The sequence below is a fragment of the Flavobacterium pisciphilum genome, from assembly GCF_020905345.1.
Lineage (GTDB): Bacteria > Bacteroidota > Bacteroidia > Flavobacteriales > Flavobacteriaceae > Flavobacterium > Flavobacterium pisciphilum.
This window is the reverse complement of record NZ_JAJJMO010000001.1, coordinates 3,503,778-3,518,598: the sequence shown is the minus strand read 5'-3', so window position 1 is coordinate 3,518,598 and position 14,821 is coordinate 3,503,778. Positions and strand designations below refer to the sequence as shown.

General features: G+C 33.4%; 8 protein-coding genes. 6 read left to right on the top strand and 2 right to left on the bottom strand.

Annotated elements, in window-relative coordinates; all coding sequences use genetic code 11:
• The first annotated feature begins 150 nt into the window (after positions 1–150).
• The gene (locus LNQ49_RS14950) at positions 151–3,021 is read left to right on the top strand and encodes a triple tyrosine motif-containing protein (protein WP_229989822.1); all 2,871 of its coding nucleotides are present in this window, start codon (positions 151–153) and stop codon (positions 3,019–3,021) included.
• 49 nt (positions 3,022–3,070) lie between these two features.
• Here LNQ49_RS14950 and LNQ49_RS14945 read toward each other — a convergent pair whose 3' ends face one another.
• The gene (locus tag LNQ49_RS14945) at positions 3,071–4,354 is read right to left on the bottom strand and encodes a UDP-N-acetylmuramoyl-tripeptide--D-alanyl-D-alanine ligase (RefSeq protein ID WP_229989820.1); all 1,284 of its coding nucleotides are present in this window, start codon (positions 4,352–4,354) and stop codon (positions 3,071–3,073) included.
• A 65-nt stretch (positions 4,355–4,419) separates the two neighbouring features.
• Positions 4,420–6,105, bottom strand: a complete 1,686-nt coding sequence (gene gldJ, locus LNQ49_RS14940; RefSeq protein ID WP_229989818.1) for a gliding motility lipoprotein GldJ — start codon at positions 6,103–6,105, stop codon at positions 4,420–4,422.
• Between the two features lie 222 nt (positions 6,106–6,327).
• Between gldJ and porU the strand changes: the two genes are divergently transcribed.
• From porU to LNQ49_RS14915, 5 genes are all read left to right on the top strand, one after another.
• On the top strand, positions 6,328–10,170 hold the full coding sequence (gene porU, locus LNQ49_RS14935) for a type IX secretion system sortase PorU (protein ID WP_229989817.1): 3,843 nt from the start codon (positions 6,328–6,330) through the stop codon (positions 10,168–10,170).
• Positions 10,171–10,205: 35 nt separating this feature from the next.
• Positions 10,206–11,375: a type IX secretion system outer membrane channel protein PorV gene (porV, locus tag LNQ49_RS14930; RefSeq protein ID WP_229989815.1), complete on the top strand. Its 1,170-nt coding sequence runs from the start codon at positions 10,206–10,208 to the stop codon at positions 11,373–11,375.
• A 77-nt stretch (positions 11,376–11,452) separates the two neighbouring features.
• The gene (gene cdd / locus LNQ49_RS14925; RefSeq protein WP_229989813.1) at positions 11,453–11,935 is read left to right on the top strand and encodes a cytidine deaminase; all 483 of its coding nucleotides are present in this window, start codon (positions 11,453–11,455) and stop codon (positions 11,933–11,935) included.
• A gap of 155 nt (positions 11,936–12,090) precedes the next feature.
• Positions 12,091–13,089: a pyruvate dehydrogenase (acetyl-transferring) E1 component subunit alpha gene (gene pdhA, locus LNQ49_RS14920; RefSeq protein ID WP_229989811.1), complete on the top strand. Its 999-nt coding sequence runs from the start codon at positions 12,091–12,093 to the stop codon at positions 13,087–13,089.
• Positions 13,090–13,095: 6 nt separating this feature from the next.
• Positions 13,096–14,727 (top strand): dihydrolipoamide acetyltransferase family protein, encoded by a 1,632-nt coding sequence (locus tag LNQ49_RS14915; protein WP_229989810.1) that lies wholly within the window; start codon positions 13,096–13,098, stop codon positions 14,725–14,727.
• Positions 14,728–14,821 lie beyond the last annotated feature (94 nt).

Sequence of the window (14,821 nt, the reverse complement as noted above, 5' to 3'; positions counted from 1 at the left end):
TTAAAATAAACACTACAATAAGTATTAATCGATTACTTTAGCTTTAGTAAGGTATATTTTCAAAAATAAAACAGTATTAAGCCTAAGATTTTAAGGTTTTTAGAATCATTTAAAAACGAAACAAATCTTTAAACCTATTATAATGAAATTATGAATTTTGTAAAATTTAAGATCACAACAGTTTCCTTGTTATTGCTTTCAACTGCATTATTAGCCCAAGTTAAAAACATTGGAGTTCCAGACATCCAAAACTACAAACGAACGGAATACAAAGGCGCGACTCAAAACTGGGATATCGATCAGGATAAAAATGGAAATCTATATTTTGCCAACAATAGTGGTCTTTTACAATTTGATGGTTCCTCATGGACTAAATACCTCTTACCTAATTCTACATCTGTACGATCTGTAAAAGTTGACAATGCTGACAGGATATATGTAGGTGGCTATAAAGAATTTGGTTATTTTCAAGCAGACTCGAAAGGCAAATTAAAATACACCTCATTATCTAAACTACTTAAATCTACAAATAATCAAGAACTAGATTTTTTATGGAAAATTCATATCACTAAAGACGAAGTGATTTTTCAATCGTTTACCAAGATATACATCTTCAAAGACAATAAAATCAAAATCATTCAAGCGCCTAAACGCTTTCAGTTTTCATTTCAAATAAATAACAAAGTCTATATTCAAGACAAATCACTTGGTATATTAGAATATAAGAATGAAAAGTTATATCCATTAAAAGGTACAACATCATTAAACAATATTGAGGTATGGGCTATGTTTAAAATGCCTGACAACAAAATCCTTATCGCTACTTTAGAAAAAGGACTCTTTATTTACAGCAATGAAAAATTAACCTCATGGGACACTGAAGCGAATGCATTTATAAGAAAAAACAGTTCCTTAGGAGGTGTTACCATAAAAGATAAATTTATTGTTTTAAATTCTGTATTAAATGGTATTATAATATCCGATTTAAATGGGAAAATAATTCAACATATAGATCGAAAAAAAGGGTTACAGAATAATACTGTACTCACATCGTATATTGACAACAAAAACAATCTTTGGTTAGGACTAGATAACGGTATTGCATTTATTAATGAGAGTTCCCCATTTACATACTTTGGATTTAGTTATGATATTAGTACAGTCTATGCATCGATTATCTATGATGGCTATTTATATGTAGCAACAAATCAAGGTGTCTTTTATCATGCATGGAATACCGCTTTTAAAGAAGATGCTTTCTCACTTGTAGAAGGTACAAATACACAGACATGGAATATTCAGGTTATTAATAACGAATTAATATGCGCCAACAATAGAGGTGCGTTAATTATAAAAGGCAATAAGGCAATAAAAATATTAGACAAAAATGGCTATTTTGGTTTTAAAACAATTCCTAATCACCCCAACTACATAATAGGATCAAATTATAATGGTTTTGCACTATTTGAAAAAACGACTACTGGAATAGAATTTCGAAATCAAATTACGGGATTTAGCAACTCCTCTAATTTATTTGAACTTGACAACAACTATTTATGGTTAAAAAAAGACGAGTTTTTATATCAAATGGAATTATCTGAAGATTTAAAGAGATTCAAATCAATAAAAAAAATTCATAATCTACCCGGCGAAAAAGGTATGGGAAGCATTCAAAAAATAAATAAGAGTCTTTATTTTCAAACCAACAATCATTTTTATAAATACTCAAAAGAACAAGAAGCTTTCTTTAAGGATAAAAAAATGACTCAAGTTTTTAAAGACATCCCAACTATTAGCTCACTTTTTGAAGACTCAAATGGTAATCTCTGGTATGTATTCAACGAATCTTTAGGCGAACTTGTTAAATCATCGGATGGTAGTTATAAAAATGTTGTTGCTCCATTTTCAAACTTAACAGGCAACCTAGTAACCAACTATCTTTCTGTCAACACTATTGACCCAGAAAATATTTTCATTGGACTAACGAATGGATTAGCCCATTATGATTCACAACTAATAAACAATACTGTAACAAAGCCTACTGTTTTCATTCGAACCTTTACATACGCAAACGACACTTTGACGTTTGGAAATCAAACAAAAGTTCAAGAGAAATATTCAGTCCCTTACGCATCAAATCATGTACGATTTACTTTTTCATCCCCTACTTATGAAAGTCTTGAAAATGTAGAATACTCCTATCAATTGGAACCTTTTGATGAAAATTGGAGTAATTGGTCAACAATATCAGTAAAAGAATACACCAACTTAATTGAGGGGCATTACAATATGAAAGTAAAGGTAAGAAACAGCTACGGAATACAGTCCGAAGTAGATATGATACCATTTATCATTTCCCCACCTTGGTACAGACATCCTTTAGCCTACATCATTTATTTTATTCTTATACTGATGGGGATCTATTCTACCTCTTATCGTATCAAAATGAAAATTAGAAAAAACAAATATTACGAAACCATTGAGCAACGAAGACTATATCTTGAGAAAGAATCCAAAATAAGACAAGAACAATATCAATTAGAAAAAGAAATTGAAAAATTAAAAAATGACAAGCTTCAGATAAAAATACTCACAAAAGACAAAGAACTAGTTAATAACTCGTTACAAGTAGTAAAGAAAAATAAAATACTAAACGGGATTATACATAAACTAAAAGAAATTGACAGTGAAACATTCGATGAGTCAACAAAATTTCAGTTCACCAAGCTTAATAAAAGCATTACCAAAGAAGTAAATACGGATAAGAGTTGGAAAGATTTAGAAAAGCACATAAAAAATGTGCATTTTGAATTCTTGAAGCGCTTAAAAGAAAAATACCCTAAAATTTCACCTAGAGAACTAGATTTAGCGACTTATTTATTAATGAATATGTCAACCAAAGAAATTGCCGAAATCATGAATATTTCAAATGGAGGAGTTGAGTTAGCTCGTTACCGATTAAGAAAAAAACTAGAACTAAACAAAAAAGAAAACCTTATTGGTTTTTTGATGAGTATCTAAACAAAAAAAGCCATCTAAATTTAGATGGCTTTTTTATATATTAGTCTTATTATATAAAATTCAATGTTCTTTCTAGAGCCATCCCACGAGAGCCCTTAATAAGCATTGTTTGCTCATTAAAAGGTACCGTTACAAGATAAGCTACAAAAGCATCAAATGAATCAAAGAAATACAGGTTCGCTTTTTCGATTTTATGTTTGTAAAAAGAAGGTCCTATAAAATAACTTTTGGTCTTATTCTCATCCAAAAGCGATGTTACAATAGCTTTATGTTCTTGCTCGCTTTCAGATCCAAGCTCAAACATATCCCCTAAAATCATAACTTTATTTGGCTTCTCTAATTGAATAAAATTTTCAATCGCAACCGCCATACTACTAGGATTTGCATTATATGCATCAAGAATAATTTCGTTAGTTCCCTTGGTTAATAATTGCGAACGATTGTTCTCAGGAATATAACTTTCTAAAGCTTCTTTTATAGCCGAATCCTCTATTTTAAAGTATTTACCAATTGATAGCGCAGCACTTATATTATTAGCATTATAAAGCCCTATTAGATGCGAAGTAATTGTTTGGTGATCAAAACCTAAAACCACAAAAGGATTAGCTGTAATAGTATTTATAACAACATCAGCATTGGCTTTTTTATAACCAAATGTAAAATTCTTGATTGCAGTAGTTCTTTCTACTTGAATTGGATCGTCAAGATTAACAAAAGCGATTTTATTGTTTACAGAAAGATACTTATACAGTTCGCTTTTTCCTTCTATAACACCTTCTATTCCTCCGAATCCTTCAAGGTGTGCTTTCCCAAAATTAGTTATATATCCAAAATCAGGTTGCGCCAATTCACATAAAAACTCAATTTCTTTTTTATGATTTGCACCCATTTCTACAATACCAATTTCAGTATCTTTTGTAAATGACAATAATGTTAATGGAACACCAATGTGATTATTTAAATTCCCAATTGTCGCTTTGGTTTTGTACTTTTTTGAAAGCACAACATTTATTAACTCTTTGGTAGTTGTTTTACCATTACTTCCTGTTAAAGCAATAATAGGTAATTGCAAATAAGCTCGGTGAAATTTTGCCAATTCTTGCAACGCAATCAAACTATTCTCAACCAGAATTGTTCTTTGATCAATAAAGTAAGATGCATTATCAATTACTACAAATAAGGCTCCTTTTTCCAAAGCCTCTTCTGCAAATGTGTTTGCATCAAAGTTATCTCCTTTAATAGCAAAAAACATTGAATTTAACTCTATTTTACGCGTATCAGTAGAAACTGACTGGCATTGTAAAAATAAATTATGAATGTAAGCAATATCCATTTTAAAACAGATTTAAAACAATAAAAGCCCTAATCAAAGGGCTTTTATTACTATTATTAAATTTCTTAATTTCTAGGTGATTTTCTTTTTTCAGATTTTGGTCCTACTCTTGACATTGCACATCTGAAACCAATATAATCAGTTGCCATATCTTGAGGCAAATATCTTCTTTGTGCTGGATCTAACCAATATGCTCTATCTCTCCAAGAACCTCCTTTGTAAACTCTAACATTGTCATTTACTAAAGTTGTTCTTTTGCTAGACTTGTCATATTTTCTAACCATGTTACCTAAACTATCTGTTGTTACATTATGTTTAGGAGAATTATACATAGCTTGTTTTGCTTTTTCTGCAGCAGTTTCCTCTCCAGATCCACCAAAATCATAATACTTAGTCGATTGCTTATCTCCATCTCTATAGTTGATATTATCACTTGTAGAGAAGTTTTGTCTTAAATAAGTTTCTTGCTCATCAACTGGTACTTGTGCGATATCTCCAGGGAAATTTCTAGCAACAATTTTACCATTACTTAATGTATCGTATTTGATAGTTTCTTTAGTAACGATTTCTACTTTACCATCTTTACCAATTTTATTCTTAGCATAAAGGTTACCTCTAAAGTAGTTAAAGTCATTTGCTTCATTATCAATAAGAGGTCTGTAAACATCGGCAACCCATTCGGCTACGTTTCCAGCCATATCATACAATCCAAAATCATTTGCAGGATATTTTTTAACTTCGTTTGTAATATCTGCACCGTCATCAGACCATCCAGCTATACCACCATAATCACCATTTCCTTGTTTAAAGTTTGCCAATTGATCTCCTCTAGTTGCTCTTTTTCCAGAACGAGTATAATCTCCAGACCAAGGATATTTCTTTTGTCCTTTATAGATATTGTATTCTCTTTGTCCAACATCAGCAGCAGCAGCATATTCCCACTCAGCCTCTGTAGGCAATCTATATTCTGGCAAGATAATTCCAGAAGAACGCTGTGCATAAACATTTTTAGGCTCTTCAGCAGTTTCTCCTTTTTTAGCTCTTCTTACTTTTTTACCTTCTTTTAAAACAATTTCCTCGTTTCCACCAAATGTAGATGTAGGTGCGATTAAATATGTTTCTGTATTAAAGTTACTTTCAGCGTTAACATCATTTGTTTTAGCGCCTTTTTTAAGGTATCCGTTTTTCTCAAGAACAGCTTCGTTCACACGATTTGTTCTCCATTTACTAAATTCAACTGCTTGAATCCAGTTTACACCTACTACTGGGTAGTTTGCGTATGCAGGATGTCTTAAGTAGTTGTTAGTCATTGTTTCATTATAACCTAAACGATTTCTCCAAACCAAAGTATCTGGCGAAGCTCCTTCATATATATGTTTGTAATTATCTTCAGTAGGTGGGAAAACTTTTTTCAACCACTCAAGATATTCTAAATACATCATATTTGTCACCTCAGTCTCATCCATATAGAAAGACTGAACGTGTTGTTGTGTTGGCGTATTATTCCAATCATGCATAACATCATCCTGAACTTTACCCATGGTAAATGTTCCTCCTTCTACAAAAACTAATCCCGGTCCTGCTTGTTGTTTTTTATTAGAAACATTTTGTGCTGTTCCATTAATACTATTAACATCCCAACCCGTAGCTCTTGATGCACTTGAACTAGATTTTTTACTACAGCTAGCCATTCCCAGAACTAATGTCATCGATAACATTAACTGTAAGGCCATAATTTTGTTTACTTTCATACTCTTTAGTAGGTAATAATTTAGGTGCTGCAATATAATAATTAAAATTAATTTGCAACATCAATTATAAAAACAATTATAAATATTTCATGTACCCGATTTTTGTCAAATCATCTTACATTACTCGAACGCAAAAATATACTTTTTATTATTTACTATAACACTAAATACCATATTTTTACTTACCATAATATAACAATGATATTTTCGTTAACACATACAATGAAAAAGACACTACTTACTTTTTTTATCTTATTATATATCAACTCTTTTGCTCAAACAAAAGACGATGTCATTTTAAATTGGCTTGACAAAAAAGACATGTATTTTGGAGACTTTATTGTAAATGCTCCTTTGTTTTCGGGTAATAATTACTATTTAAACGCCGAAACAAAGTCTATTTTATATACTTTAAACCTTACACAATCTAATTATTCTGAAAACAGCAGCGTTCAATTATCCAATATAATCTATGAAACAATTTCAGAGAATCAACTTGGTGATTTAACCCTAAAAAACATACCAAAAGCAACCAATGAGTCGATAAGAATTTCATCTGCAAGAGGAATAAATCAAGCTTTACTAACGCTATCTCCAATAATCAATGATGGAAATGGATACAAAAGGGTAAAATCCTTTACCTATAATATAGTAGCTAGCTCTCAAAACAACACTTCTTCAAGAACATCATTGACTAGAAAAAGCGCAAGCATTTCCAATTCGGTATTATCATCAGGAGATTGGTACCGATTTTATGTTGAAAAATCAGGAGTTTATAAAATCTCTAAAAGCTTCTTACAAAGCATAAACTCAGACCTAACAAAAACCAATCCCAAAAAAATAAAAATATACGGCAATGGAGGAAGAATGCTTCCTTTATCTAATGCCACCTATTACCCAAATGACTTAATAGAAAATGCCATTCAAATTATTGGAGAAAACGACGGAAGCTTTGACAATGATGACTACATCTTATTTTATGCAGAAGGCGTAGACACTTGGAGTAACGAAAGTAAAACCTACAATAATTTATACGACAACAAATCATACTATTATATAACGACTCAGGGAGGAGATGGGAAAAGAATTTCACAAATGCAACCTCCAACAGGAAGTAGCACAATAAATATCTCAACATTTGATGACCGTCAATTCCATGAAAAGGACCTTACAAACATTGCTCACTTAGGTAGAGAATGGTACGGAGAAGCATTTGACATCAATAACGAACAAGAATTCGATTTTGGCTTTCCAAATATTGACACCTCAATCCCTGTCAAAATACAAGTAAAAACAGCAGCTGCTTCCTTTACAAATACATCTTTTAAAATTACCGCAAATGGGCAAGATATCGGAAACATCAATTTAGGCTCATTAAGCCCAACTTCTGACATTAAATTCTTCACTGATTCCTTACCCTCAAACAAAACATTTACAGGAGCCGAAAACATAAAAATAAAACTAAGCTACAACAACAGTGGAGTTCCAGGATCTAAAGGATACCTAGATAGGATAAGCCTAATTGCAAAAAGAAAACTACAAGGTTATGGAAAACAATTTCCTTTTCAATATGATTTAGCAGATTCAAGCATTGGGATTATTAACTACAACATCACAAACACAGCAGGAATTACACAAATTTGGGATGTTACAGACCTATATAATGTAACTACTATTGAAAACTCAAATCAAAGTACAATCAACTTTAAAGCGCAATTAGGAGAAGTACGGAAATACATAGCCCTTGACCCTTCGGATTACTACATACCGTACAAAGAAAACAAAAGCAAAATTTCCAATCAAAACTTAAAAGGAACACTATTAAAGAACAACCAAGGCGCTTTTCAAGACATTGATTATGTCATCATCACTCCTTCTTTTTTATTCAATCAAGCCGAAAAGCTAGCCACTTTCCACAGGTCTTATTCTAACTTAAGTGTAAAAGTAATTACAATAGAATCCATATACCAAGAATTCTCATCTGGAAAACAAGACATAGCCGCTATTCGAAATTGCATTAAATACATCTACGACAACGCATCTACGCCAGAAAAAAGAATTAAATATGTCAATCTTTTTGGAGATGCTTCTTACGATTACAAAAACAGAATCAACAACAACGGAAACATTGTACCTATATATCATTCATTAAAAAGTAATACTTCAGGAGAATCTTCATTTGCATCAGACGACTTTTATGGATTAATGGATAACAATGAAGGAAATATAACTTCCTTTTTCGGAGGAATAGACTTAGCCGTAGGAAGAATGCTTGTTAACGACACAAAACAAGCAAGCGAAATGGTCAATAAAGTACTCGAATACCACGATATAAAATCATTCGGAAACTGGAAAAACAACTTTGTATTAATCGCAGATGACTCCGACAAAGCTTCGGACGCTACATTGCAAAGCCGACAAAACAAACTAGCTGATGTTATCACTACCGAAAAACCCTTCTTTAATGTAGACAAGATATTCCTAGACTCTTATGTAGAAGAAGCTTCTGCAGGGGGAGCTCGATATCCTAAAGCAAGAACCGACCTATTTAATGCTTTCGAAAAAGGAGCACTAGTCTTTAATTACCTAGGTCATGGTGGTGAAGATGGCTTAGCAGGAGAACGAATCTGGGAAAAATCGGATGGACAAAATTTAAACAATCAATACAAATATCCTTTATTTATAACTATCACTTGCGAATTCTCAAGATTTGACGACCCAACAAGACCAACCGCAGGAGAATATACCTACTGGAATCCAAGAGGAGGCGCCATAGCCATGCTTACAACTACAAGATCTATCGGACAATACAGTGCCGAAAACTTTAATGACATTCTATCCAAAAACCTCTTATCGTACGGATCTAACCAATACACTACTATTTCTGAATCATTACGAATTTCTAAAAACAGTAATCCTAGCTCTTCTAGCAATGTTATTGTATATATTGGTGATCCAGCCATAATGCTCGCAATCCCAAAACCAAAAATAAAACTAACAAAAGTAAACGATGTTGTTATTTCTCAACCAATTGACGATTTTAAATCACTAGCAAAAATCAAATTATCAGGCGAAATAACAGATGAAAACAATAATTTACTAACAAACTACAATGGAGAATTAACAACTGCGATATTCGATAAAATAATCACAGCTTCAACTCTTAATAACAACGGTTTTAGCTCACCAATGCAATTCAACACCCTAGGAGAAACAATATTTAGAGGAAGTGCCTCAATCACAAATGGGTTATTTGAGTTTAGCTTTGTAGTACCAAGAGACATTAGAATTCCACTAGGCAACGGAAAAATTAGCTTTTATTCAAAAAAACAACAGCTTCTCGAGAACCAGACAGGCTATGATTCTACAATAAAAATAGGAGGAATAAATGAAAATGCACCCAAGGACAATAATAGTCCAAAAGTGCAGTTATATATGAATGATGAAACATTTGTATCAGGAGGGGTTACAAATGAATCTCCTTTTTTACTTGCGAATCTTGAAGATGAAAACGGGATCAACACTGCAAGTGGAATCGGGCATGACATAGTTGCAATTTTAGACGGAGACGTAAGTAATCCTTATATATTAAACGATTACTACCAAACCAAGTTAGATGATTATACGCATGGAACATTACGCTTTCCATTCCGTAATTTAGCAGTAGGATTGCACACCGTTTCGGTTACAGCTTGGGATGTTTACAACAATCCAGTAACAGCCGAAATTCAATTTATAGTATCGGGAGATGATACAATTACGTTAACGCATGTTTTAAATTACCCGAATCCGTTCACAACCTATACTGAGTTTTGGTTTTCACACAACAGACCTTATGAACCCTTAGAAGTTCAGATACAAGTAATGACAATTACTGGAAAAGTTGTTTGGACAAAAAACCAAATTATTACTACCGAAGGTTTTTTATCTCGGGACATAACTTGGAACGGAAGAGACGATTTTGGAGATCGAATTGGTAAAGGAGTTTATATTTATAAACTAACAGTCAAATCGAACACAACAAATAAAAAAGCAGAAAAAATTGAAAAACTTGTCATACTTTAATTAAATATTATATTTGTTTACTATTAGAAACCTAGATGAAAAAAACTACCCTCATTTTAATTTGCCTTTTCATTGCTACCCTAGCAAAGGCACAAGAAAGAACAATCACAACTGCAGTGCCATTTTTATTAGTAGCTGCCGACGCTAGAGCAGCAGGTATGGCCGACCAAGGAGTCGCCACATCTGTAGACGCTTTTTCTCAACAATGGAATCCCGCAAAGTATGCCTTCTCCGAAGACAAACAAGGATTTTCTGTCAGTTACACCCCCTATCTTACTGATTTAGTAAACGATGTTTCATTAGGTCAAATCACCTATTACAACAAACTAAACGATCGTAATGCTTTTGCAGCGAGTTTCCGTTATTTTGGTTTTGGTGATATTGCATTACGAGAAACAGATAATCCACTAGAACAAGAAAGAATTGTATCTCCAAATGAGTTTGCTCTTGACGGATCCTACTCATTAAAGCTAAGCGAGAAATTCTCTATGGCAGTAGCAGGAAGATATATTCGTTCTAATCTGAAAATTGCATCAGAAAATATAGATGCATCTCCAGCAAGTTCTTTTGCTGTAGACGTTGCTGGTTTCTATCAATCAGAAGAAATTGCATATAGCGATTTTAACGGAAGATGGAGAGCTGGTTTCAATATTCAAAACATAGGACCAAAGATTAAATACGATAATGATGAAATCAATGCTAACTTCTTACCTGCAAATTTAAAAGTAGGTGGAGGATTTGACTTTATCTTAGATGATTACAACAAAATCGGTGTAGGTGTAGAATTCGGAAAATTATTAGTTCCAACACCACAAAACCCTGATTTAGATGGAGACGGTACAACTACAACACAAGAAATAAGAGAAAATAGAGAAAACTACCGATCAATAGGTTGGGCATCTGGAATTTTTAAATCTTTTGGTGATGCACCAGGCGGATTTAGTGAAGAATTAAAAGAGATAACCTATAGTATTGGTGCAGAATACATGTATCAAGATTCATTTGCATTTCGTGCTGGTTATTTTCATGAAAGCCCAGAAAAAGGAGCTAGAAAATTCTTCTCTTTAGGAGCAGGTTTCAAATACAACGTAGTTAAAGTAGATGTTTCATACCTATTCTCTACTTCAAACGTAAAAAATCCATTAGAAAACACACTTCGTTTCTCTCTAACGTTTAACTTTGGGGACAAATACGAAGTATATTAATAAAAGCACTTATAAACAATTATAACAATCCAAATTTCAAAAATATTGAAATTTGGATTTTTTTTCCTAAATACATAATGAAAGAAATATCTATTACCACACAATTTTCAGTTTTTGAATCTATCGACGAACTTTCAAAAGACATTCAAGACTTAATGAACGAAGCAGTCGCTATTCGTAAAAAAGCATATGCTCCATATTCTAAATTTAGAGTTGGTGCTGCCTTACTTTTAGATAATGGTAAAATTGTTTTAGGTTCAAATCAAGAAAATGCTGCTTATCCATCTGGTCTTTGTGCAGAGCGAGTAGCTATTTTTCATGCAGGAGCCATTTACCCTGAAGCTAAAATTTTAAAAATTGCAATTTCAGCAGCTTCAGATACAAATCAAACAATAGCCCCTATTCCACCTTGTGGATCTTGCAGACAATCAATTGCAGAATATGAGATAAAACAAGACACCCCTATCGAAATTTATTTCATGGGCGAAATAGGTCAAATTTATCAATCTGCATCCCTAAAAAATTTACTTCCTTTCATGTTTGATAAAAAGTTCTTGTAAAAAAAACCAAAAATTAGCTTATAAATTTTAGTTCTAAGTAGGAAAGTCTTATTTTTGCATCCCGACCCATCGGGCGCAAATTTGTGGGAGGAAACTATTTTGCGTTATAGGCAACAATTGATAACAGAAACACTTTAGCAAAAGAAAGAATTCAGATGAAAGAAGTTACAAAAGAGGTATATTTAAAGTGGTATGAGGACATGCTACTTTGGAGAAAGTTTGAAGACAAACTAGCAGCATTGTACATCCAACAGAAAGTAAGAGGATTTCTTCACCTATATAATGGTCAAGAAGCTGTACTAGCTGGTGCATTGCATGTCATGGATTTGACAAAAGATAAAATGATAACTGCTTACAGAAATCACGTGCAACCAATTGGTATGGGTGTTGACCCAAAACGTGTAATGGCTGAACTTTTAGGAAAAGCAACTGGAACATCTAAAGGAATGGGTGGTTCAATGCACATTTTCTCAAAAGAACACCGTTTTTACGGAGGTCACGGAATTGTAGGTGGACAAATTCCTGTAGGAGCTGGTTTAGCTTTTGCAGATAAATATTTTGAAACAGGTGGTGTAACCATGACTTATTTTGGTGATGGAGCAGCAAGACAAGGTTCTCTACACGAAGCTTTTAACATGGCTATGCTATGGAAACTTCCAGTAGTGTTTATTGTTGAAAACAACGGATATGCAATGGGAACTTCTGTTGAAAGAACTGCAAACCACACTGATATTTGGAAACTTGGTTTAGGTTACGAAATGCCTTGTGGACCAGTTGATGGAATGAACCCAGTGAAAGTTGCAGAAGCTATGTACGAAGCAGTTGAAAGAGCTCGTCGTGGTGATGGTCCAACATTCTTAGAAATGAAAACATACCGTTACAGAGGACACTCAATGTCTGATGCACAATTATATCGTTCTAAAGAAGAAGTAGAAGAATACAAAAAAATTGACCCAATTACACAAGTACTTGATGTAATTCTAGATCAAAAATTTGCTACAGAAGAAGAAATTGAAGTTATTGACCAAAGAGTTAAAGACTTAGTAGAAGAATGTGTGAAATTTGCTGAAGAATCACCATATCCAGACTTACAACAACTTTATGATGTGGTATACGCACAAGAAAACTATCCATTCACCCCTCATAAACTATAAAATATTATGGCGATAAAAGTAACAATGCCTCGTTTGAGCGATACTATGACGGAAGGAACGGTAGCAACTTGGCTTAAAAAAGTAGGAGACAAAATTAGCGAAGGAGATATCCTTGCTGAAATTGAAACTGACAAAGCAACAATGGAATTTGAGTCTTTCAATGAAGGAACTCTTTTATATATAGGAATCCCAGCTGGAGAAACTGCTCCTGTTGATTCATTATTAGCAATTATAGGAAACGAAGGCGAAGATGTTACGGCATTAATCGCTGGAGGAGATGCTCCTGCTGCTGAAGCTCCAAAAGCTGAAGCTGCACCAGCTACAACTACAGAAACACCAGCTCCTGCAAAAGCTGCAACAGAATTACCAAAAGGTGTTGTTGTAGTTACTATGCCTCGATTAAGTGATACTATGACCGAAGGTACAGTTGCAACTTGGTTGAAAAAAGTTGGCGATGCAGTTGCTGAAGGAGATATTCTTGCTGAAATCGAAACAGACAAAGCAACAATGGAATTTGAGTCTTTCAACGAAGGAACATTATTATATATTGGAATACAAGAAGGAAATACAGCTCCTGTTGATAGTTTATTAGCTATCATTGGACCTGCTGGAACAGATATTTCAGGTATTTCAGAAAACTATACTGCTGGAGGAACTGCTCCTGCAAAAGCAACAGAAGAAACTAAAGCAGCTCCTGCACAAGAAACTGCCGAAACTGTTGAAGTAGTTAGTGATGGAAAAAGAATTCTTGCTTCACCATTAGCTAAAAAAATTGCTTCTGATAAAGGAATTCAATTATCACAAGTAAAAGGAACTGGTGAAAACGGACGTATCGTAAAAAGCGATATCGAAAACTTCACACCTGCAACTGCTACTCCTTTACAACCAGCTGCAACAACTGCTAAAGCTCCAGAAGCTACAGTTGCTGCTCCTAAAGTTTTTGTTCCTGCTGGTGAAGTTTTCACAGAAGAGATCAAAAATTCGCAAATGCGAAAAATTATTGCAAAACGTTTAGCAGAATCATTGTTTACAGCTCCACACTATAACTTAGTGATAGAAGTAAGCATGGATGAAGCAATGCAATCAAGAGCTACAATAAACAGTGTTCCAGATACTAAAGTATCATTTAATGATATGGTAATCAAAGCTTGTGCTTTGGCATTGAAAAAACACCCAAAAATTAACTCACAGTGGAAAGAAGATGCTATCATCATCAACCACCATGTAAATATTGGTGTTGCAGTAGCTGTTGAAGATGGATTAGTAGTTCCTGTATTGAAATTTACAGATGCTATGAGCTTATCTCAAATTGGCGCTAGCGTAAGAGATCTTGCTGGAAGAGCTAAGAACAAAAAACTTGGACCACAAGAAATGGAAGGAAGTACTTTCACAGTTTCTAACCTTGGAATGTTTGGTATTACTGAATTTAATTCAATCATAAACCAACCAAACTCAGCAATCTTATCAGTAGGTGCTATCGTAGAGAAACCAGTGGTTAAAAACGGTCAAATTGTAGTAGGAAACACAATGATGTTATCATTAGCTTGTGACCACAGAACAATTGATGGTGCAACAGGTGCTCAATTCTTACAAACATTGAAACAATACATCGAAAGCCCAGTTACAATGTTGGCATAATTTTGTCAACCTGAGTAAAATCGAAGGTTATATTTATTAAAAATCCCATTTTGAAGTTTCAAAATGGGATTTTTTTATTTATTTTACATTTTAA